A 21,514-nucleotide genomic window follows, 5' to 3' on the forward strand; every position below is an offset into this window, starting at 1 on the left:
ATGCAATACGCATTTTTACAAGGAACAAAATCAGAAGCTGCCAAGGGGCAGCGAGCGACTTGTATTGGTTGTGGGCAACCCGTAATTGCCAAATGCGGAAATGTTAAAATTCATCATTGGGCACATGTAAAATCTGCTACCTGCGATTCATGGTGGGAAAATGAAACTACCTGGCACCGCGAATGGAAGGGATTTTTTCCTGCAGAATACAGGGAAATTAATTTCTTCGACGAAACGATGCGGGAATACCATCGGGCAGATATTTTTAATGCAGCAGGGGTAACTATCGAATTTCAGAATTCCCATCTAAACCATGAAGAACTTATCGCCAGGGAAAGATTTTATCCGAAATTAATTTGGGTTGTAAATGGTCTTAAATTTAAAGGTTTCAAAGTTTTAAAGGCTTTACCAAATGTAAATGATGCCCGTTTATCAGGTTTCGAATTCCGCAAGTCAGACCATCTTTCTGTTATTACTACAGAAGAGGCCTTAGCACAACATCCGAGGCCGCAAATTTTAAATTTTTATCATCTTTTATTAAAAGAAATTCCTTTAACTACAGATTTTTATTCTTTCAGCTGGAAATATCCACATCAGGCTTGGCTAAGTGCTACCTGCCCAGTTTTTATAGATTTTGGCGGTCATTTCATTTACCGTTTACGGGTGAGATACCAGATTTCTACTAACTACCCATATCTGCAAATGTTCAGAAAAAAGGATTTCATCCAAAAATACCAATAAAATTACACTTTAAATTAGTTGATGAATGTCTTTAATTGATTGGTAGCCTAACTTTCGGTAGCTTTCAAACTGTGCTTCATCAAAGAACTGGTCGCCGGTAGATTCTTGCGGAAATTTATCGTTCGCCAGGTAATACTGGCGGATGTCTACACTTTCTCTGCCTGTTAAGGCGGTTTTAACGTAAACAATTTTGCCCGATGGCGCATCATCTTCCGGATAACGGATTTCACCTTCTACGGTTTGGCTTTCCACAAAACCATCTTTATCCTTTTCGATTATTTTGTTGAGGTTGATCTTAATTTCCACGCCGAAATCAATCCTGCATCGCCTTATGGCATTTGCCAGGCCTTCGCATGTAGCATTTACGTCTTCTTCGGCATCGCAAAGCAAAATATAACTGCATTTCCTTCTCACCAGTTCGTAAATACCCATGTTGTCAAAATGTCCGCCATCTGATAAACACACATAATCTTTATTAATATCTGATTTGCCAAACATATCGTAAATGAGGTAGGCTAGACCAGAAAGGGGATCAGATCTCTTCCATCTTCCCAGGCGGGTATTGCCAATCCACCGCCCCAGGCGAACATTAAATATTGTAAGTAGAAAAGCTGTAGGGGCAGAAGAATGGTAACCCATGTTGGGATTAACAGCAGCACCGGAAACCGCCATTGCCGTACCGAGAGATGGGCCGTCAGGTTCAGAGAAATCTTTGGTGGGCCTGTAGCCATATTGAAAAATTCCGTTCCTCGAATCAGCAGCAGAACGAGTAGAGCTAAAATCGTAACCGCAATAGAGTGGCGAAAAGGTAAAAGATTCTGCCTTTCGGTCTTGCCGGTCTAACTCTGAAACCGTTGAAGCATTGAGTGCCGTGTTTACGATAGGATAGGGCCCTTCGTAGCCATTCCCGGTTGTAAGTGACGTCATTTTTAAATCGTCCTGGTTATCAAAACCTGTAAAATTATTTGCCGTACTCTCCCTGTCAGTGCGTCTGCGGGTGGCACCGAGGTAGGCTCGCATCAACCTGTTTCGATAGAAATGATGTAGTGAGAACTCGTTTACACCCAAACGATAGCTGAAGAACAGCGTAACTAAAAAAAGCCCCGCTGTTAATAGTAGATATGGCAGCAATTGGCTCGCATCGCTATGGTCGTGCATTCCAATCATTTTTCTAAACGTGTTCAAGGCAGAAGACCCTATAATTAGAAATCCAACCATAAATAGGTAGGGCGCAAAGCGGATAAATAACTCAGCAACGTTAGCCGATTTTTTGGGTTGGCCGGGGCTTGAGTTAGATTGAAATGCCATTTTTACCGCCAAACCAACGATAGCACCCCAACCACCAAACAGCGTAGGGATTAGAACAGAATATTTTGCATAGTAATAACTTAAAACATTAGGTAATACCAATGCGCCACCTGCCGTAACCACCCAGATTAGGATAAAACGATGAATAATCGCTCCCAATCTACCCCACCACTCCCGGCGCTCATCTGGAAAGAGGTTTCCCATGATCAGCATTCTAATGATTACACTTAACGTATAAGTTTCTAAAATAATCGGTACGCCCAAAATGAATAAGAGTTTTTGTGCTAAATATGGAATAGCTGTATTAATTTCTTTGATACTCCTCATGATTTCCCAACAAATGGCAAGGAGGTAAGCCCCAAAAAAACTAGCAGTTACCGATGAGATCAACACCCATAACCAAAACCATAGTTGCCTGTTAGCGAAACGGCTTCTTAAATAGTACCTTCCGAAGAAGGTTAGAATAAGCATGGCTAATAAAGCCGCCAGGGCCGTTGGAAGAATGATTTGATCTTTATCGAAAGTATTGGCAACTAAATACTGCAACTGGTTTTTTATCCAGGCGCTAATTAGAAAGCTAGATGCGGCTGCCCAGAAAAGAAGCGCCACAGGCATATACTTACTCGATCCAAATTTATATTTACTTGGTGGTGCATATTCGCGGTCGTAGAGGCGCATACCCGATGAGGTGATGGCGGCACCAATACACAAAATAAGAAAAGTCCACCAAAAGAGTCTTTGAAACCCGAAGTCGCTTTGAAAGCCTAATTGATTCCAAAGTTCGAAAGTTAATGCCACGCCAGAAAGCATGGTGCATAGCAGCAAAATCAAAATTACCTGGTTAATAAGTGTGTTTCTAAGCCAGGTTAAGCCCATGGTCCATGAATCGGCAGACATGATGCCCGTATTTGGTGAGAGATAATTGCTGTACATCCTAAGCCAGCGGATAGGGCGTACTTCTTCTGCCTGTGGGTCTGCGGATTCCTTTGAGTTCAATAATAAACTAAGCTGATTGATAGAACCCACACGTTTTAACCAGGCAATAAACCACGATCCGATATATCCTCCGCCAGATACGGTTGAAATAAAATCATAACTGTTCAACTGGTTTAGTTCGGATAGTTTTTGGAGTATGCCTAAGTTAAATGTTGCCGACCTGATTCCTCCGCCAGAAAAAGCCAGCCCCCTAAGTTTTAGAGCACTTGCCCTAACTAATGGGTCGGGGATGGTATTAATTATATCTAATTCTGCTGATGAAATATTTTCTGGAACATAATTCCTTAAAATTCTCGATTTATTTATTTCATCGAGTTCCTCATTAAATAAACTTTCGAAAGGCAATGCAATTTCTTCTGCATGAAGTGCGGCCATCAATGCTTTATCGTCTTCCAATAAGTTAATGGCCTTTGTCTGCCTGTCTTTATTCGGGTTATGCCACCACTTGTTGTAATTTATTTTATTGCGAATATATTTTTCTTCTTTGCGTACATGAAATCGATTTGCCCCATCGCCCCAAACCTGGTATAGGCGTAAATTATATGCATTAGCTTTTTCAGCGTTCAGGCCAAATATCACTAGAAGTGGCATATATTCCATTGCTTGTGCAATTTCTGTTCTGCGTTTTGGATTGCGATAGAGTACTTTTCGATAGTGTTTACGCCACTCGTAGGGGCTGTCTTTGATCGCCGCGGCTTGTTCATTTTCCAATTCGTAAATGTTTACCAGGATACTTATCTTCTCAAAGAAAAATTTGGCTAATCCTTCTTCCTGATTGGGGCAGTTCCACATTAGTACATTAATCCGCTTGGTAACAGCTACACTGGTAGATTTTCCCTGGTAGGGTTCTAAGCCAATTTTATTAATGTTGGCATTTACTTCGTGATAGTTGATGTCGGTATTTAATCCAATAAGCGTGCACACATCTTGATATACACACAAAAAAGATACGGCATGAGCGCTTAAATCGGTAATAATATCCATAGCTTTTAGATCGGTAAGATTTTGGTATGCGCAAGTAGAGGGTTTAGGTTAAGCTATAATTGTTCCGTTCGCATTGGTTTGGGAGCGTTAATATTCAAATAATTGTAAATCAGTAGTTTGATTGCAAAATTCATATAAACATAGCAAATAAGAATACTGAAATGTGTGAATTTAGTTTACGAAATATGTAAAATGCTGATCAATATTAAATTTTAATGTGATCTTTAGGTATGAAAAAGATGTCTTTGAAATTCGTACTATTAATTTCAATGCTTTACTGCACTAAACTTATGGCTCAAGATAAACCTGCTGCTTTAAACCATATCGCGGTTTATGTATCAGCGTTAGATCAATCGACTAACTTTTACCGCGATGTATTCAGTCTCGAACAAATACCAGAACCATTTAAAGATGGTAAGCATACTTGGTTTAGTCTTGGAAACGGTGCTGCACTACACCTCATTCAGGGCGTAGTTGTTAAGCAGGTTTTTGATAAGAATGATCACCTCTGCTTTAGTGTTGTGTCGGTAGATGACTTCGTTAAAAAACTCGCATCGAAAAATGTTAGCTACGAGGATTGGCCAGGTAAAGCTGGTGCTATTACGCAAAGGGTAGATGGTGTGAAACAAATCTACTTCAAAGATCCCGATGGGCATTGGCTTGAGGTCAACGATGCGAAACAATAGTGCCATTATTCCAGTTAATTTATTTTTAAGATCCATTTTTATGAAAGTCCTTTCCATTAAATCTTTGATGCTGTTCTTATTCATGTTTGCCCAAATCTTTACCTCGAGAGGCCAGGTAGCTGCAGATTTTGAAGCCGTCATGGCCAAATATAAGGCGGTTGGAGCGGCAGTTGCGGTTGTAAAAGCCGGAAAAATTGTATACACACATAGTTTTGGATACAAAGATCTCGAAAGTAAAACACCATTAAAAAATGATGATATCTTTAGGATCGCTTCCATTTCAAAATCTTTTTCTGCTACATCTATTATGCAATTGGTGGCAGCAGGAAAATTGTCATTGGATGATGATTTTGGTGATTTGGTTGGTTTTAAGATCCGAAATCCAAAATATCCCGATAGGAAAATAACGCTTAAGATGGCTCTTTCTCATACATCTAGTTTGAATGATAGCCAGGGATACCTTAGTTTAGATGTGATTAACCCAGATAAAAACACTGATTGGGCCAAATGCTATAACGATTATCAGCCAGGAAGCAAATACCAATATTGCAATCTGAATTTCAATCTCATTGGAACCATTATCGAAAAGAAATCCGGTGAACGGTTTGATCAGTATGTGAAAACTCACGTGTTAAAGCCATTAGGTCTTTATGGAGGTTACTGCGTAGATTCTTTGGATGCAAATAAGTTTGTAACCTTATACGAATATAATGCCGAAAAACAGATATTTACGCCATCGCCCATGGCATATGCTCCGCGTAGAACGGAGATTAGCAACTACATTATGGGTTATACTACACCCATCTTCTCGCCAACTGGCGGGATGAAAATTTCCGCAACAGACTTAGCCAAATATATGATGATGCACATGAACTACGGTAAGGGTAATGGGGTGCGCATTATTCCAAAAAAATACTCAAAATTAATGCAAGTTAAAATTACCGAAGATGAAGGATATGGCCTGGCACTTCTAGAAAATAACGAATTAATTAAAGGCGTAAAACTGATTGGACATACCGGATCTGCATATGGCCTTCATAGTACCATGTTTTTCAACCCAGAAAAGAAATATGGATTTGTAATTATCACCAACGGTATTAACGCCACATACAGCGGAGGCTATCCAGATTTTAGCCGTGATGCATTGAATTGTTTGTACAACAATTTTATCAAATAAGGCTGGTAGTGATTTTAGTTCTTACAAGAGGTTAGCCAAGCCATTTTTTGGATAAAGAATGGTAAGAACGCTAATTTTAGCCTTCGGATTATTGATACTGTTACCCTGTACTTTTTGATCGAAAATCTGCTTAGTTGATGGCAAATCAATTAAATGTGTACAGTCTACAATAACGGTATTGTTAGCCGGATTGATCATTTCACCTAAATCAGCGAGATTTTTCATTTCAATTAAGAATTAACAAAGCGTTGATATGTATCGCTGGATTTAACTTTTTCCATTCGCAAATAATCTTTAAGTTTCGAAAACTCCATGCTTTGTACGGCCCTAATGGTCGATTTTAATTTTTCTCCAGTTACACCGAGGCGGGTTGCCCAATAGTTGCGATCTTGTTCATCAGCAATGTCGATAAGTTCTTTTCGGGTGCTGGCAGTAGTGCTTTGAAATTCCATGGCTATTACATTTGGTTAATCTATTTAGAAACACAAGTGTTGAGGTTTTGGTTTTGTAATTTTTTCCAAAAAAGATAAATTTTTATGTTGGTGAACATCTTATCGGTTTTTAGCCAATTCCTATAGCTACATTCACTTATTTTCTGTTCGTTGACATAAACACTTTTATCATAAGTTCCGGAGCATTTTATACCAATGCTTGCTACAAACCTTTTGTGTTTTTATAATGTTTAAGGTTTAACTGATGAATGTTTTTAAAAGATGAGCAAGAGCATTCTTTGCTGATCGTAGAAGAAGTAATATTAGAGGTGTTTATTGCATTACCGGCTTAATTTATTCTACGTTGGTAAGGCTAACTTAATGCAGAATAGCAGCTATAATATAACTAAAAATTGGTGGATGAATTCCTTAATATAAGCAAGCAAATGAGCCTGAAGAAGTACGAAGAAAAGAGAGATTTCTCTAAAACAGCCGAGCCGAAAGCCGGCAAAGGCAAGCAGAATAATAAATTACAATTTGTTATTCAAAAGCATGATGCTTCTCGTTTACACTACGATTTTAGGCTTGAAATGGATGGCGTACTTAAGAGCTGGGCTGTGCCGAAGGGACCATCTACCGATCCGAAAACTAAGCGCCTGGCCATGATGGTAGAAGATCACCCATTTGACTATAAAGATTTCGAAGGAATTATCCCTGAGGGCGAATATGGTGGTGGCACCGTAATTGTTTGGGACCGAGGAACGTATGAGCCGATAGCGGAAATTAAAACCAAGAAAGCCCAAGAAAAACATCTGCTACAGCAACTTAAAGATGGATCGGTTAAGATTAAGCTTAGTGGTAAAAAGCTAATGGGTGAGTTTGCTTTGGTTAAAACTAAGGGCATGGGCGAAAATGGCTGGTTACTAATTAAACATAAAGATGATTACGCTTCTACCAAAGACATCACAAAAGAGGAAAAATCTGTGCTGTCTGGGAAAACAATTGCTGCAGTAGAAAAGAACGGAGAAAAGGTTTGGAAGGATGGGAAAGCACAGCGTATAGCGAAAACGAAAAAGAAATCGACGGCTGCTAAAGAAACGGAGACGACCATTGGCGATCATAATGATGATGTTGATGTTGCAGCAATTCTAAAAAAGGCGCCCAAAGCGGCAATCCTAAAAGGAATAAAACCCATGTTAGCCACTTTAGTTGATAAGCCGTTCGATGATGAAGAATGGCAGTATGAAGTGAAATGGGATGGTTACCGTGCTGTGGCCATGGTAAATAAAGGCAAGGTTGATTTGCTTTCACGCAATAATAAATCCTTCAATGATAAATTTTATCCGATTTATGATTTACTAAGCGATTGGAAGATAAATGCAGTAATAGATGGCGAAATCCTGGTGCTTAACGAAAAGGGAATTTCCAAATTTGGATCCCTTCAAAACTGGCGTAGCGAAGCCGATGGGGCATTAGTTTATTATGTGTTCGATATCCTTTGGTACAATGGTAAAAACCTGGTGGATTTACCATTATTTCAGCGGCAGGCAATTTTGAACGATGTTCTGCCACAAAACGACGACCGTGTGAGGTTAGGAAAAGTATTTAAAGCCAGCGGTATAGATTTTTTCGCCGCTGCAGAGAAGATGGGCTTGGAGGGAATTATCGCGAAAAAAATTAACAGTACTTACGCTGTAGATCGGCGATCAAGGGAATGGCTCAAAATTAAGGTTAGTAAACGCCAGGAAGTGGTTATTGCCGGATATACCAAGAATGAAGATACTTCCAAAGCATTTAGTTCTTTGCTACTTGGCGTATTCGAAAATGGAAACCTCCAATATGTTGGTAAGGTGGGAACTGGTTTTTCAGATCGAGCCCAGAAAGAGATGATTGAACTGTTTAAGCCACTAATCGTAAAAGATAGCCCTTTTGATAGCTTGCCTGATGTAAATAAACCGTCTCGTTTTAGGCCAAATCCGACGAAGGCAAAGGCAACATGGTTAAAACCCCAGCTGGTGTGCGAAGTTGCTTTTACAGAGGTTACAGAAGACGGTGTTTTCAGACACCCTTCTTTCCAGGGGATGCGTGAAGACAAAAAAGCGAAAGAAGTGGTTCGCGAAACGGCAGTGGAAACAGGCGACCTGGCAGAAGGCAGTGAGAAAAAGGTCGAAGATCATCAAACTGCGGTTAGTGCACCAAAAAATAAAGATCGCAAAAGCTTGCTCAACCCAAAAGAGGAAACGCAAGTGCGTAAGGTTAAAGGGCATGAACTCAAATTTACTAATTTAAGTAAAATCTATTGGCCAGAAGACAAGGTGAGTAAGCGAGATATGTTTAACTATTATTACCAGGTGGCCGATTATATTTTACCTTATTTAAAAGATCGTCCGCAATCTCTAAACCGTTTTCCCGGCGGCATACACGGTAAGAGTTTCTACCAAAAAGATGTGAAAGGCAAAGCGCCTGATTGGGCAAAAACTTTTCCTTATGAAAACGGAGAGGGCGAAAAGAAAGAATATTTAGTGGGCACGAATGAGGCATCCTTACTTTGGATGGCTAGCTTGGGTTGCATCGAGATGAACCCTTGGTTTAGTCGGGTACAAAGTCCGGATCATCCAGATTATTGCGTTATAGATTTGGATCCTGATAAGCATACTTTCGACCAAGTTGTTGCCGCGGCTCAAGAGACCAAGAAAGTGCTAGATGCAATTGATGTTCCTTCATTTTGCAAAACATCTGGCTCTACAGGAATGCATATTTATATTCCGTTGAACGCTAAGTACACTTACGATCAAAGCCAAATGTTCGCCAAAATCATCGTAAATATTGTTCACGAACAAATTCCGGATTACACATCGCTCGAGCGGATGGTATCTGCAAGAAAAGGAAAAATGTATCTAGATTTTTTACAAAATCGACCAGGTGCAACAATTGCCGGTCCATATTCTTTGAGGCCTAAGGTTGGTGCTACGGTATCTATGCCACTGCATTGGGATGAAGTTAAGAAGGGACTCAAAATGACTGATTTTCATATTTTTAATGCAATCGAACGACTGAAAACAGAGGGGGATTTGTTCAAAGGTGTGCTTGGAAAAGGCATCGACCTAAAGAAAGCAATTAGTAAAGCTAAAAGCATTTTTGGTTAACCGTTGCAATGTTGCTTGTTTGCTTATATTTGCCCAAAAAAATTATTTATGATCGCACACCACGTATTATTCTGGCTTAAAGCCGATACCACATCAGCACAAAAAACAGCATTTCGGAAAAGTCTAGAAACCCTTCAAAATATAGATGTGGTAAAAACTTTCCATCTGGGAACTCCGGCAGATATATCGCGGGCAGTGGTAGATACCACCTATACTTTTAGCCTGTTATTAATTTTTGACGATATGGCTGGACACGATGAATATCAGGTTCATCCACTTCATAAAGCCTTTCTGGATGAGTTTAAAGTGTACTTTGAACGGGTAGTAATCTACGATGCGCAATAGCGAAACTGGAGTGCCTAGCTGATTCAGTATTTAGCATCAATACTTGTTGTATTTAAGTAGGTTATGTTCTAATGGAAATAATCCTGAATCATTCGCAATTTAATACAAACCAATTCATTCTTTGATGGATTGGTTTTTTCAACAAAAACATAAGTGCTTTGCGTATCTTGTAGTAAAGAAAAAATATGTCTCGAAACCAAGATCATTTTTATTCAAACTTACGTGTAAGCAAGATGCCGCTTGGCCAGCTTTTGCGTAATAAAAATTTGTTTTATTCCGTACCTGATGATTGGTCGGTAATTATTACGGACATAAAAAATTCCACGGTGGCGGTGGCCGGTGGCTTTCACGAAGATGTTAACCTCATCGCAACCGGCAGTATTGTAGCAGTCCTAAACATTGCTTTTAAAGCGAACATTCTTATACCGTTTTTCTTCGGTGGCGATGGTGCAACATTTATTGTTCCTCCAAGCATTGTTAAGCCGGCAATGGATGCTTTGATGAAGTATAAGAGCAACTCGCAAGAAAATTTTAACCTCACGCTGAGGGCTGGCATCGTACCCGTAAGCGAGATTTATAAAGAAAAGCATAGCCTGAAAATTAGCAGGTTTACCATAACTGATCAATTTTCGATACCAATCTTTCTAGGTGATGGACTTGATTATGCTGAACGGATTATTAAAGGGGATGACTATTTGCTTGCAGATGAAACCACCTCTGTTGAAGATATCGATTTAACAGGCATGCAATGTAGGTGGGATAAAATTCAGCCGCCAGAAAACAGTGAAGAAGTAGTAACGCTGATTGTGATTGCGCAAGACTACACCAAGCAAGCTGAAGTTTTTAGTAACATCATCAGGCACCTAGATCAAATCTACGGTGCGCCTGAAAAACGCAGGCCGATTTCTATTCCTAAGCTTATCTTTAAAACCAGCTTTAACAACTTAGGGAGAGAGATGACCAATCGGTTAGGGAAAATCAAATTCTTTGAATTGGTAAAAACCTGGATGATTAACCTCTATGGCTTTGTTTATTTTAGAACAGAAAGTGGTAAAAAATACTTGCAGCAGTTGGTAGAAATGTCTGATACGCTGGTAATAGATGGAAGGATAAATACTGTTATTATTGGTACAGAGAAGCAACGCCTGGCATTACAAGGGGTATTAGATGCTTTAGAGCAGGATAATATTATCCATTATGGATTGTATGTTAGTGGAGAGTCGGTCATGTCGTGCTATGTTCGCGATCTTTCGGATGATCATATCCACTTTGTAGACGGTGGAGATGGTGGGTATACTAAAGCTGCAGCTGTTTTAAAGCAAAAACTCAAAGCAAAAACTTAGACACTTGGCAGGATAAGCCGAAATAAAGATCAATCCATAAATACGCTAAGCTTACATACAGCTGCAAGCTTAGCGCTAATTTGCCACTTTTAGATTTAGGCCAGAATATTATCAATTTGTATGAGTTCTTCTGCTGAAAATTCAGTGTTGTTTAAGGCTGCGATGGCATCGGTAATTTGTTCAGGTTTACTGGCACCAATTAAAACTGAAGTAATGCGTTTATCTTTTAAAATCCAGGACAAGGCCATCTGAGATAATTTTTGCTCCCGAGACTTCGCCATTTCATTTAACTTAGAGATAGTCGCCACTTTTTCGGGTGTAATGTTGCTTTCTTTTAAAAATACGCCGCTTGTTGCTACCCTCGAATCGGCAGGGATGCCGTGCAAATATTTGTCGGTTAGTAACCCTTGCGCCAATGGAGAAAAAGGGATACAGCCAACGCCATTTGCTTCTAAAACCTCTAATAACCCGTCTTCTACCCACCGCTCAAACATCGAATATTTTGGTTGATGAATTAAACATGGTGTGCCATTATCCTTCAGAATTGTTACTGCTTTTAGTGCTTCTTCTGCACCATAGTTCGAAATTCCTACGTATAAAGCCTTTCCTTGTTGCACCATCAAACTCAGGGCACCCATCGTTTCTTCAAGTGGTGTTTCCGGATCAGGACGGTGGTGATAAAAAATATCCACATAGTCTAGTTTCATTCGTTTTAAACTTTGATCCAAACTAGAAACCAGATATTTTTTTGAGCCCCAGTCTCCGTACGGACCATCCCACATGGTGTAGCCAGCTTTACTGGAAATAATCATCTCATCGCGGTAGCCACGAAAGTTTTGTTTCAGAATTTTACCGAAAACTTCTTCCGCAGATCCTGGAGGCGGTCCGTAGTTATTAGCAAGATCAAAGTGTGTAATGCCGTTGTTAAATGCTGTTTCAATCAACTTTTTAGCGTTTTCAAATACATTTACAAATCCGAAATTATGCCAAAGACCAAGCGAAACCGCAGGTAACTTTAATCCACTATTGCCACAACGATTATAGGTCATGGTCTTATATCGATTTTTATCAATGTCTAAATTCATATTTGTCTAGTTTTTCGGCAAATTAGTAAGATTAATTTATATTTATTTTAATACGTAATAGATGTATTACATTAATCTTTTTGATGGCTGTAAAGTGTTAAATTGCTTTGATGATAGATTAATAAATGTAAATTTGACAATTAAACTAATCCAAATATTAACATATGAAATTTAAATCTTTATGCGTATTGGCTGTTGCGGGCATAGCTTTTGCCTCTTGCCAATCAGAAACTAAGCAAAAATCTTCTGGCGACAGCATCCAATCAGATTCTGCTGCGGTTGTAACATTATCGCCAGACTCATTCAGAAAGCAAATTGATAATAAGCAAACCGATTTGTATACCTTGAAAAACAAGAACAATGCAGAAGCTATTTTCACCAATTATGGAGGTAGGCTTGTAAGTTTATTAATGCCGAATAAAGATGGTAAAATGGTAGATGTTGTTGTCGGTTTTAAAAGCGTAACAGATTATGAAAAGTCTGCAGAACCATATTTTGGTGCCACTATCGGCAGGTATGGTAACCGGATTGCGAAAGGAAAGTTCACACTTGATGGAAAACAATACACTTTATTTACCAACAATGGTCAAAATACCCTGCATGGAGGTAAAAAAGGCTACCAGGATGTAGTTTGGGATGCGAAACAAATTAATCCACAAACGGTTCAATTTAGTTACCTCTCTAAAGATGGTGAGGAAGGATTTCCTGGTAACTTGAACGTAATGGTAACCTATACCTTAACAGATGATAATGAACTGAAAATGGATTATCAAGCTACAACAGACAAGAATACAGTATTGAATTTAACCAATCATGCTTTCTTTAACTTAAATGGTGAGGGTAGCGGCGATATCTTAAATCATGAAGTACAAATTTTTGCAGATACGTATACCCCGGTAGATTCGACACTTATCCCGACAGGAAAAATAGAAAAAGTTGCCGGTACGCCTTTTGATTTTACTAAAGCAACAACCATTGGTGCTAGAATTGGCGATAAAAATGAACAGCTAACTTTTGGTAAAGGTTACGACCATAATTACGTGCTAAACCAAACTAAGGGAATGGGCATGTATCATGCGGCAGAGGTTAAAGGCAACCAATCGGGAATCTTGATGGATGTTTATACGCAAGAGCCTGGTTTACAATTTTATAGTGGTAATTTTATGCAGAGCAAAAACACTTTCAAAACCGGTTCTAAAGACGATTTTAGAACAGCATTTTGCATGGAAACACAGCATTTTCCAGATTCTCCAAATCAACCAAGTTTTCCATCAACCGTATTAAAACCTGGTCAGACATACAAAACGAGTTCGATTTATAAATTCTCTAAATAGATAAATTAACCAGGCGATATCAAGGAGGTAAGCGCATCATGCCTTTCAGTTTCAGAGTAGCATTGTTCGCAATTCTGATGGGGCAGGTAACCATAACCTAAACGATATGGCCTGGTTTTTTTATAGCAGTTGTTTTAGTGCCGGATCGGTATAATCTTCGATAAAAGCAATAACATTATCGTACTTCGCAAAATCCTGTTCGGTATGCATTGTTGTAAGCACAACACATTTCATACCCGCATTTGCAGCAGCTTCTACGCCCTTCGGCGCATCTTCAAACACCACACATTCATCTGGCAAAACCCCTAAAATCTGAGCACCTTTTAGAAATGTCTCCGGATCTGGCTTACTCTTTTGAACGTCTTCTGCGCTTACAATTGCACTAAAGAACGGGCGGAGATTTAGATTGTCAAGCACAAAATTAATATTGAAAGGAATTGCAGCAGAACCAATGGCCATTAAAACACCTTGATGTTTTGCCTGATCTAAAAATGCCTTTAGTCCAGGGATAAGCTGCAGGTGTTTTTTGTAGGCAGCTTGATAGCGGTGTTCCTTTTCTAGCGAAATTTGATCTATCTGCTCTTCGGTGAAATGCCCAACGCCAAATACTCGCTCTAACAGGTCTTGATTTTTACCATACATCTCCTTTTTTACTGCCTCAAAACTAATATTTGCCCCAAGATCTTTTGTTAAGATTGTATGCCATGCCTGGTTATGAAACTTCATATCGTCAATCATGGTGCCATTTAAGTCGAAGAGAAATGCCTTTGGTTTCTTATTCATCATACCGCAAAATTATCAGATTTTCTGAACTATTTCGTAAAACAATGCCATGCTTAGCTTTAATTATTCCTTACGTTTAAAAGTGGTGAGCGAATTGTAAAGTTGAAGCCTATTTTGTACTTGTTAAATTCGTGTTCTTGTAATACATTGCCAAGAAATCTGTTGTTAAACATCATGCCATCTAAAGCCCTCAAAGACGATATTCTTCTCAATTTTTTAAATTATTTACAGCCACTTAAGCCATCCTTGATCAATTTGGCAAGGAAAAATACTTTTAAACTATTCTTAAAGAAGAATGAGCTGATCAGTTTGCCAACTGATCAGCATCAGGAATGCTTGTTCTTTATTATCAAGGGTTTAGTTAGAGGCTTTGTAATTGATGAGGATAAGGATATTACCACGCTTATTGCCAGTGAAAATCAGATGCTGGGGAGCATAAGAAATCACTTGCCAGGTAAATTAAAATATCAGGAAAAATTTCAGGCACTTGAAGATTCAGAATTGGTTGTTTTACCTTATCAAATTTTAGATGGGCTTTACGCAAAATTTCCAGAATTGAATGTTCTGGCGAGAAAACTATTGGCCATACAATATAATTTTTCGCAGGAGCGATCAATTCTATCGCGGATACCTTCTGCTGAAGCCAGGTACAGGCAATTTAATGAGGCTAACCCTTCCGTTAGGTCTAGAGTTCCTGTTAAGTTTTTGGCAAGTTACCTGGGTATGCGAATCGAAACGCTAAGTAGAATCAGGATGAAAAATAAATCTCAAAAAGCTAGTTCAGAGGTCTAACGGCCGATTTGCTTTTCCAGTAAAAGTAGCAAAGTGGAAGCAAACAGAGCAGGCCAAGTAGAAACCCGCCCAAGGTATCTGTAAACCAATGTGCACCCAAATATATTCGAGATGGCGCAATAGCGAAAATTAAAAAAGCTGAGATCGTGATCACTATATTTTTAATTCTTTTTGAGATATTTTTCAGTGTTAACATCAAGAATATCAGGAACCCAAAGAAAAGCACATAAGATAAAACATGTCCACTTGGGTAGCTTTGAAACCTATTTACCTCAACTAACCTAACGTAAAAGGCGGTTGGGCGGGGCCTGTTGATCATATTTTTGATACCAAGGATGAGTAAGCCCGACAATAAAACGGTAGAGATGTAATAAGCTTCCAGGGTAAACTTTTTCCAATAAAAGATGCCAGCAATTAATACGACAGATAAAAGTGAGAACGGTAATTCTCCAAAAAAACTAATCGCCAGCATAATATAATCCAACCAACTGCTTTGGCTTTTCTGAACCAGGAGTGATATCGCCACATCTAGCGGGATAATAGGGTGGTGAGCAACATATATGCTTAGTATTATAAAAAAAAACAATATCAATACACTTGCAAATACGATCGTTCGGAATTTTAAGTTCATTCTACGCTATAAAATTTTTCTGCCAAAACTATCAATTTAGCCGTAAACAAGCAGCAAATTTTTGCAAAATGTTAATTTATTCATTATAAATCGCTTCTGGTATACCAGGGTTAGTATCACATCACCAAAAGCATGTTCATACTGTAAATCAAGCTTTCTATCAAGAAAACATACAGGTCTGTATAAGTAATTATATTTTTTGGATGATAACCCTTATATTTGATCTGGATAATAAGGATATCTAAGCTTGGATAGTTGGCAGATTAAATCCTGCCAACTTGAAAGGCATCCCTTTACTTTTACCGAAAACATGCCCATATAACGCTCCAACCGAGTTGTTCTCCTTTTATATTAAAGGAGACAATAAGGTTGATAGCTATTTCACAAAAATATTTTGGGTGTTCTAATGTTAGATTGAAAAAAATCTAAATGTTACCTCCAGAATGCATCTTAAAGTTCTTGAGCCTTCAATTACTTCACTACAATTTGTTTTGGCTCTGTTACAACAATTTGAAATTTACCTTTATACTCCGTTACTACGCCCGTAACGCAGATGTTATTCCCCAAAAACATGCTAGCAGGTTCTGAGGCAAATTTACCAATATCAGGTTTATTGATAACCACGGTAATCAGTTCTTTTGGGAAAGCACCACCGAGGTTAATGAGCGTAAGGTTTTCAAGACCCTTTGTACTATAAACCGAATCGCAAATGGTAACGGTTTTGCCAACAGATGCCTTAGCATCTTTAGACAAAACTAATGTTTGTGCTTTGAGCAAATAAGATGAAAATACGGCGAAAACTAAAATCAATAACTTTTTCATAGGGATTGCTTCGAACTGAGCCAACATGGCTTTTGTTTACTTTGCAATGCAAAGGTATAATGAAGAAAACAAAAAACAACTGCTTTTGAAAAATACATGATCCTCATTTTGTAAATATTGGGAGGGAGCAATCTAATCGTACTTTGGAATTCAAACTTAATAACAAGTTGGGTGTTTAAGAATGATTAATCCTAACAAAAATTCATGTTAATTAAATTAAGAAAATGAAAACAACACTATTGGTTGCAGTGATGCTAACGAGCTTTTTTGCCAAGGCACAAGAATTAAAGCCTGTTGCTTATGCAGACGGAACACAGAAATTAAATGGTTTAGTAACTTCTAACGCAACTAAGGGGCTACCTGGGGTTTTGATTTTACCAGCGTGGAAGGGCATTGATGATGAGGCGAAATCTGCTGCGATGAATTTGCAAAAACAAGGCTATATTGCTTTTGTTGCAGACATTTATGGAGAAGGCAATGTTCCAAAAGATAACGCTTCGGCAGCTCAACAATCTGGTAAGTATAAAAACGACTTCGCCGCATATCAAAAACGTATTGCTTTAGCATTGGCAGAGTTGAAAAAAGCAGGAGCACAGCCTGATAAGATTGCAGTAATTGGTTATTGTTTTGGAGGTGCAGGTGCACTTGAAACAGCAAGAGCTGGTTTACCGGTGCTTGGCATAGTGTCTATCCACGGGAGTTTAGGCAAAGCTGCCGACAGAAAGAATGCACCTTTAACAGCGAAGATGCTTATTGAAAATCCGGCAGATGATCAAAGTGTTACACCTGAAGATATGAGCAAACTTATTGTAGAGATGAATGAAGGCAAAGCAGATTGGCAGATTATAACCTATGCAAACAGTAAGCATACCTTCACCGACCCTAAGTCGCCAGATTACAATAAAATAATGGCAGAAAGGGCATGGAAACATACCGAGATGTTTTTGAAAGAGTTGCTAAAATAATATTCGTATTCTTATTTTGTTTATGTCTCTGAAATGTCATAAATAAGTTTTAGATTGTAGTCCCTAAACTTATAGAACCATGGACGACAGAACAAATCTTATTATCGGTATATTTTTAATTCTTAGCTCAATCGGTGTTTTCTACGACATTTTTAGAGCAAAAAAGGCCGATAGGCGTTATTAATCCATCACGGTGACATCTCTTATTGCATGCTGCGATAAGGGATGTCTAAACCATTATCTCTCCGCTATAACACAGCCGGCCTTCCCATTTTTTTCAACATCCGGTAGTGAGAGGCTAATGCCGAAGAGAAAGTTTTGTTCTCATGGTAAGGAATCCCAAATTCCAGCGCTGTTTCTTTTACGATAACCGAAATTCTTCCGTAGTGAATATGGCAAACCTTGGGAAATAGATGATGTTCAATTTGTCTGTTTAAGCCGCCTAGAAAAAAAGCTGCTATAGGACATTGCGTTGCAAAATTTGCTGTTGTGCGCATCTGGTGCTCTGCCCAAGCCTCTTCCATATTTCCATGCTCATTTGGTGTTGGGAAAGAAGTGCCTTCTACAACATGTGCGAGTTGAAAAACCAGTCCCATTGTAATACCTTGTGCCAAATGCAAAAGTATAAAGCCAGTTAAAGCCTGCCACCACGCAATTTCCATAAAAACAATTGGGAACACAATAAACAAGCAATAGTAAATGCTCTTGTAAAAGAACAAATTAAAATATTCGATTTTCGGGTGGCTATTTTCTCTCGCACCGATTCTTTTCTGAAAAAACTTTTTAAAATCTTTTCTTAATACCCAAGATAATGAAGCCAAGCCATACATAGGAAAAGCATACCAATGTTGAAACCGTTGGTGTGGGCGCAGTTCGTCTTCAGGGGAGATCCGAATTAAGCCTGGCGCAATTTCAATATCTTCGTCATGCCCCGGTATGTTGGTGTAAGTATGATGAACTACGTTATGCGTAATGTTCCACACATATGGGCTGGCCCCAACCAGGTGAAAAAACATACTGAGTACTTTGTTTGTGGCTTTGCTTGATGAAAACGATCCATGGATGGCATCGTGACAAACGTTAAAACCAATAAATGCGCTCACAATACCCAGTAATAAGGTAAGCATGATGAGCGTAAGCAAATTAAATGATGATAATAGGATTAGTAGATAGATAGTGGTAAACAGGCTAAGGAAAATAATTGTTTTTAACCACATTAAGCCAGTCGCATTGACGCTAATTTTGCGTTCAGCAAAATCATCGTTTACTCTCCTCCTAAGTTCAGCATAGAAATTTGCACCTTGTGGCGTAGGGAATTTAGTTTTTGTTTTCATGTGCTCGTCTTATCTACCCCATGTCCAGGGGCGATACTCCGAGTTCATCAAGTGTTCTTCTTGCTAAATATTAGCTGTAAATATATGAACGTAATTCGGTAAGTTTCGGTTTCTTTCGTTTTTTTATCTTTGGAAATGGTAGAAAATAAGAAAGCCTCATATTTCTATGAGGCCGAATTATTTTTGCTTTAAAGACATCCATCATTTAAAGCTAAACCAAACAAACTAAATAATAGACAAACGACCAGGTAAATTGTTTGCAGGTTTTTAAAATAAATTAAATTATTTTTGGGCCAGTAAATCCGTCCAGTATTTTCATGGTTTTTAAAGCTTCGTTGCCACTGCATGGATTTTTTCCAGCCCCCCGGAAAAAATTGACTACTTGTTCAATCATAGGCTGTTCCACATGAGGCAATGGAATTAAGTCGAAAATTTCTGCCCTTTCTCCAACCTGTAACTCGATGTGATGGCCAAACATGGGGAAACTGATTTTTCCTTTACTTCCATATATATCGCAACGATCTATTTCCTGGTGGGGGGAAACATTAAAGCTCCATAAACCGTTAAATAACACGCCATTTTTGAAATGCATATGTCCGCTCACTAAGTCGTCGGCTTGGCTATTTTTGCCCTGATTTAATGCATAGCCGTGGTAATCATTCAGATCACCAAAGTAATAAAACATCAAATCTATCTGGTGAGGTGCCAAATCATGAAAAAAGCCACCACCTGAAATCGCCGGATTTATTCGCCAGTTTTCATCGCTAGCAGCTATTAACTTATTTTTTGAAGATTGGAGCATCTTTAAATCAACAAAAAGCACATCACCAATGGCCTTGACATGAAGAAGTGATTTAATTTTTAAAAAAAGTGGCTGCGCCCTTCTGTAGTGCGCAACAACCAGCGGGGTATTATATTGCTGCGATGCTTGTACCATTCTTTCAGCAGCAGCACTATTTAGCGCCATGGGTTTTTCAACATAAACAGGTTTCCCAGCAGCCAAAGCTTTAATGGTATATTCTTCGTGTTGAAGGGGAGGGGTGGCAATGTAAATAGCATTTACTTCCGAATCATGAATTAATTCCTTAGCATCGGTATACCATTTTGGTACCTGATGCCTTTTGGCATAATCCGCTGCTTTAAGGCCGTCTCTTCGCATCACAGCGACCAAACTGGAATTTGATACCTTATTAAATGCTGGTCCGCTTTTAACCTCAGTCACATCTCCACAGCCAATAATTCCCCATTTTATCTCTTTCATCAGCTACTGTTAAATCAAAAGCTGTAAGTTAACTAAACACCTTAAGAATTGCCACAAAAAGGCGAAAAAAGGAAGGGCATAGCAGCAATTATTGTGTGGGATTGCCAGAACCAAGCTTAAAGAGCCATCATACTGAGTATGTTGATGCAAACTTAAAAATACTCAACAAAGCCATGCTAACGATTAATAAAAATTATTGCTGCAAATAAATGCTTGTTAAGCAAGCGTAACAGAGGGAAGAATGCTGACTTGATTTCTTAACAAATGATCGGCAAGAACCAATGCAGCCATTGCTTCTACAATAACCACTGCCCTGGGCACCACGCAAGGATCATGCCTGCCTTTTCCTTTAATCTCGGCGGCTTCACCTGCAGCATTTATGGTTTGTTGGTTATGCATAATGGTGGCTACAGGCTTAAAGGCTACTTTAAAAGTAATATCCATGCCATTTGAAATGCCACCCAGAATACCGCCCGCAAAATTGGTGACGGTTTCAAAAACTTTCGCCTTGGTATCCTTTGGTTGCGGAATGTCATTGTGCTGCGAACCCCTTAGCGTACTCCCTGCAAAGCCAGATCCATATTCGAAACCATGTACCGCATTAATGCTGAGCATTGCCTTGCCTAAGTCTGCGTGTAACTTATCAAACACAGGTTCGCCCAGACCCGCCGGACAGCCTTTTACAATGCACCCAATTTTTCCGCCAATGGTATCACCATCCTTCCTAATCGCATCTATTAGCTCAATCATCTCATTCGCAGTTGCAGGATCTGCACACCTGACAATGTTTTCTTCCCTGGTATTTAGCAAAGCTGATAAATCGTTGCTTACTAAGTGTGGTGCTTCGATATCTCCAACTGATGTAACGTGGGCAAAAATTTCGATGCCTTGGTGCTTAAGTAACAATTTTGCAATTGCACCAGCGGCAACCCGGGCTGCGGTTTCCCTAGCCGATGATCGTCCGCCGCCACGATGATCCCGAATGCCATACTTAGCGTCGTAAACATAATCGGCATGACTTGGACGGTAAACATCCACATTATGGCCATAGTCTTTAGAACGTTGGTCTTCATTTGGAATTAACAAAGCTATTGGTGTACCGGTACTTTTTCCTTCAAAAACACCAGATAAAATCTGCACGGTATCACTTTCTTTCCGTTGGGTAGTAATTTTCGATTGGCCGGGTTTTCGTTTATCCAGCTCCGACTGGATAAAATCCAGATCAATATCCAATTGTGCCGGACAGCCGTCTATAATTACACCAATGGCAATGCCGTGAGATTCTCCAAACGTAGTAATGCGAAATAATTGACCAAATGAATTGCCTGCCATTTTATTGAGTTGAGGATT

19 protein-coding genes are annotated in these 21,514 nt (G+C 39.1%); 9 read left to right on the plus strand and 10 right to left on the minus strand.

The features are described 5' to 3' along the window. Positions 1 to 741, plus strand: coding sequence for a competence protein CoiA (locus OQ268_RS10385; protein ID WP_265856059.1), 741 nt, complete (start codon positions 1 to 3; stop codon positions 739 to 741). 9 nt (positions 742 to 750) lie between these two features. Here OQ268_RS10385 and OQ268_RS10390 read toward each other — a convergent pair whose 3' ends face one another. Continuing rightward, positions 751 to 4,029, minus strand: a complete 3,279-nt coding sequence (locus tag OQ268_RS10390; RefSeq protein ID WP_265856060.1) for a patatin-like phospholipase domain-containing protein — start codon at positions 4,027 to 4,029, stop codon at positions 751 to 753. 290 nt (positions 4,030 to 4,319) lie between these two features. Between OQ268_RS10390 and OQ268_RS10395 the strand changes: the two genes are divergently transcribed. Both OQ268_RS10395 and OQ268_RS10400 read left to right on the plus strand, forming a co-directional pair. Next, positions 4,320 to 4,715, plus strand: a complete 396-nt coding sequence (locus tag OQ268_RS10395) for a VOC family protein (protein WP_265856061.1) — start codon at positions 4,320 to 4,322, stop codon at positions 4,713 to 4,715. A 40-nt stretch (positions 4,716 to 4,755) separates the two neighbouring features. Next, complete coding sequence (locus OQ268_RS10400) at positions 4,756 to 5,892, plus strand: serine hydrolase domain-containing protein (RefSeq protein ID WP_265856062.1); 1,137 nt, start codon at positions 4,756 to 4,758, stop codon at positions 5,890 to 5,892. A gap of 21 nt (positions 5,893 to 5,913) precedes the next feature. On the opposite strand, the gene OQ268_RS10405 is transcribed toward OQ268_RS10400, so the two are convergent. Both OQ268_RS10405 and OQ268_RS10410 read right to left on the minus strand, forming a co-directional pair. After that, on the minus strand, positions 5,914 to 6,117 hold the full coding sequence (locus OQ268_RS10405; protein ID WP_265856063.1) for a hypothetical protein: 204 nt from the start codon (positions 6,115 to 6,117) through the stop codon (positions 5,914 to 5,916). A gap of 5 nt (positions 6,118 to 6,122) precedes the next feature. Further along, on the minus strand, positions 6,123 to 6,344 hold the full coding sequence (locus OQ268_RS10410; RefSeq protein ID WP_265856064.1) for a DUF3606 domain-containing protein: 222 nt from the start codon (positions 6,342 to 6,344) through the stop codon (positions 6,123 to 6,125). A 425-nt stretch (positions 6,345 to 6,769) separates the two neighbouring features. Here OQ268_RS10410 and ligD point away from each other — a divergent pair, with 425 nt between their 5' ends. The 3 genes from ligD (at position 6,770) to OQ268_RS10425 (ending at position 11,157) form a co-directional block, all read left to right on the plus strand. Next, positions 6,770 to 9,469, plus strand: a complete 2,700-nt coding sequence (gene ligD / locus OQ268_RS10415; protein ID WP_265856065.1) for a DNA ligase D — start codon at positions 6,770 to 6,772, stop codon at positions 9,467 to 9,469. A 48-nt stretch (positions 9,470 to 9,517) separates the two neighbouring features. Beyond that, a complete protein-coding gene (locus OQ268_RS10420) occupies positions 9,518 to 9,814 on the plus strand; it encodes a Dabb family protein (RefSeq protein ID WP_265856066.1) in 297 nt (98 codons plus the stop codon). 185 nt (positions 9,815 to 9,999) lie between these two features. Beyond that, on the plus strand, positions 10,000 to 11,157 hold the full coding sequence (locus OQ268_RS10425) for a DUF3095 domain-containing protein (protein WP_265856067.1): 1,158 nt from the start codon (positions 10,000 to 10,002) through the stop codon (positions 11,155 to 11,157). A gap of 95 nt (positions 11,158 to 11,252) precedes the next feature. Here OQ268_RS10425 and mgrA read toward each other — a convergent pair whose 3' ends face one another. Beyond that, positions 11,253 to 12,242 carry an L-glyceraldehyde 3-phosphate reductase gene (gene mgrA / locus OQ268_RS10430; RefSeq protein WP_265856068.1) on the minus strand — a complete coding sequence of 330 codons (990 nt, stop codon included), beginning with the start codon at positions 12,240 to 12,242 and terminating at the stop codon, positions 11,253 to 11,255. Between the two features lie 164 nt (positions 12,243 to 12,406). Here mgrA and OQ268_RS10435 point away from each other — a divergent pair, with 164 nt between their 5' ends. Next, entirely contained in the window at positions 12,407 to 13,576 is a 1,170-nt protein-coding gene (locus OQ268_RS10435; protein WP_265856069.1) for an aldose epimerase family protein, read from the plus strand. A gap of 120 nt (positions 13,577 to 13,696) precedes the next feature. Here OQ268_RS10435 and OQ268_RS10440 read toward each other — a convergent pair whose 3' ends face one another. Further along, on the minus strand, positions 13,697 to 14,359 hold the full coding sequence (locus OQ268_RS10440) for an HAD family hydrolase (protein ID WP_265856249.1): 663 nt from the start codon (positions 14,357 to 14,359) through the stop codon (positions 13,697 to 13,699). Positions 14,360 to 14,533: 174 nt separating this feature from the next. Here OQ268_RS10440 and OQ268_RS10445 point away from each other — a divergent pair, with 174 nt between their 5' ends. Continuing rightward, complete coding sequence (locus OQ268_RS10445; protein ID WP_265856070.1) at positions 14,534 to 15,151, plus strand: Crp/Fnr family transcriptional regulator; 618 nt, start codon at positions 14,534 to 14,536, stop codon at positions 15,149 to 15,151. Here the strand turns inward: OQ268_RS10445 and OQ268_RS10450 are convergent. Continuing rightward, the gene (locus tag OQ268_RS10450; RefSeq protein WP_265856071.1) at positions 15,135 to 15,782 is read right to left on the minus strand and encodes a phosphatase PAP2 family protein; all 648 of its coding nucleotides are present in this window, start codon (positions 15,780 to 15,782) and stop codon (positions 15,135 to 15,137) included. The two genes, OQ268_RS10445 and OQ268_RS10450, sit on opposite strands and share 17 nt — an antisense overlap. Positions 15,783 to 16,253: 471 nt before the next feature. After that, a complete protein-coding gene (locus OQ268_RS10455; RefSeq protein ID WP_265856072.1) occupies positions 16,254 to 16,604 on the minus strand; it encodes a hypothetical protein in 351 nt (116 codons plus the stop codon). 224 nt (positions 16,605 to 16,828) lie between these two features. On the opposite strand from OQ268_RS10455, the gene OQ268_RS10460 reads away from it, so the two are divergent. Then, complete coding sequence (locus OQ268_RS10460; RefSeq protein ID WP_265856073.1) at positions 16,829 to 17,569, plus strand: dienelactone hydrolase family protein; 741 nt, start codon at positions 16,829 to 16,831, stop codon at positions 17,567 to 17,569. A gap of 248 nt (positions 17,570 to 17,817) precedes the next feature. Here the strand turns inward: OQ268_RS10460 and OQ268_RS10465 are convergent, their stop codons facing one another. The 3 genes from OQ268_RS10465 to aroC all read right to left on the minus strand — a co-directional run bounded on the left by OQ268_RS10465 (position 17,818) and on the right by aroC (position 21,496). Beyond that, the gene (locus OQ268_RS10465; protein ID WP_265856074.1) at positions 17,818 to 18,903 is read right to left on the minus strand and encodes a fatty acid desaturase family protein; all 1,086 of its coding nucleotides are present in this window, start codon (positions 18,901 to 18,903) and stop codon (positions 17,818 to 17,820) included. A gap of 277 nt (positions 18,904 to 19,180) precedes the next feature. Further along, entirely contained in the window at positions 19,181 to 20,164 is a 984-nt protein-coding gene (locus OQ268_RS10470) for a Gfo/Idh/MocA family protein (RefSeq protein ID WP_265856075.1), read from the minus strand. 216 nt (positions 20,165 to 20,380) lie between these two features. Then, complete coding sequence (gene aroC, locus OQ268_RS10475) at positions 20,381 to 21,496, minus strand: chorismate synthase (protein ID WP_265856076.1); 1,116 nt, start codon at positions 21,494 to 21,496, stop codon at positions 20,381 to 20,383. Between the last annotated feature and the right edge of the window lie 18 nt (positions 21,497 to 21,514).

Source organism: Pedobacter sandarakinus (genome assembly GCF_026240095.1).
Classification (GTDB): domain Bacteria; phylum Bacteroidota; class Bacteroidia; order Sphingobacteriales; family Sphingobacteriaceae; genus Pedobacter; species Pedobacter sandarakinus.

Bases quoted from the DNA above. Each gene is read 5' to 3' on its own strand.
- OQ268_RS10385 (WP_265856059.1), top strand. From the start codon at position 1: ATGCAATACGCATTTTTACAAGGAACAAAATCAGAAGCTGCCAAGGGG.
- OQ268_RS10390 (WP_265856060.1), bottom strand. From the start codon at position 4,029: ATGGATATTATTACCGATTTAAGCGCTCATGCCGTATCTTTTTTGTGT.
- OQ268_RS10395 (WP_265856061.1), top strand. From the start codon at position 4,320: ATGGCTCAAGATAAACCTGCTGCTTTAAACCATATCGCGGTTTATGTA.
- OQ268_RS10400 (WP_265856062.1), top strand. From the start codon at position 4,756: ATGAAAGTCCTTTCCATTAAATCTTTGATGCTGTTCTTATTCATGTTT.
- OQ268_RS10405 (WP_265856063.1), bottom strand. From the start codon at position 6,117: ATGAAAAATCTCGCTGATTTAGGTGAAATGATCAATCCGGCTAACAAT.
- OQ268_RS10410 (WP_265856064.1), bottom strand. From the start codon at position 6,344: ATGGAATTTCAAAGCACTACTGCCAGCACCCGAAAAGAACTTATCGAC.
- ligD (WP_265856065.1), top strand. From the start codon at position 6,770: ATGAGCCTGAAGAAGTACGAAGAAAAGAGAGATTTCTCTAAAACAGCC.
- OQ268_RS10420 (WP_265856066.1), top strand. From the start codon at position 9,518: ATGATCGCACACCACGTATTATTCTGGCTTAAAGCCGATACCACATCA.
- OQ268_RS10425 (WP_265856067.1), top strand. From the start codon at position 10,000: ATGTCTCGAAACCAAGATCATTTTTATTCAAACTTACGTGTAAGCAAG.
- mgrA (WP_265856068.1), bottom strand. From the start codon at position 12,242: ATGAATTTAGACATTGATAAAAATCGATATAAGACCATGACCTATAAT.
- OQ268_RS10435 (WP_265856069.1), top strand. From the start codon at position 12,407: ATGAAATTTAAATCTTTATGCGTATTGGCTGTTGCGGGCATAGCTTTT.
- OQ268_RS10440 (WP_265856249.1), bottom strand. From the start codon at position 14,359: ATGAATAAGAAACCAAAGGCATTTCTCTTCGACTTAAATGGCACCATG.
- OQ268_RS10445 (WP_265856070.1), top strand. From the start codon at position 14,534: ATGCCATCTAAAGCCCTCAAAGACGATATTCTTCTCAATTTTTTAAAT.
- OQ268_RS10450 (WP_265856071.1), bottom strand. From the start codon at position 15,782: ATGAACTTAAAATTCCGAACGATCGTATTTGCAAGTGTATTGATATTG.
- OQ268_RS10455 (WP_265856072.1), bottom strand. From the start codon at position 16,604: ATGAAAAAGTTATTGATTTTAGTTTTCGCCGTATTTTCATCTTATTTG.
- OQ268_RS10460 (WP_265856073.1), top strand. From the start codon at position 16,829: ATGAAAACAACACTATTGGTTGCAGTGATGCTAACGAGCTTTTTTGCC.
- OQ268_RS10465 (WP_265856074.1), bottom strand. From the start codon at position 18,903: ATGAAAACAAAAACTAAATTCCCTACGCCACAAGGTGCAAATTTCTAT.
- OQ268_RS10470 (WP_265856075.1), bottom strand. From the start codon at position 20,164: ATGAAAGAGATAAAATGGGGAATTATTGGCTGTGGAGATGTGACTGAG.
- aroC (WP_265856076.1), bottom strand. From the start codon at position 21,496: ATGGCAGGCAATTCATTTGGTCAATTATTTCGCATTACTACGTTTGGA.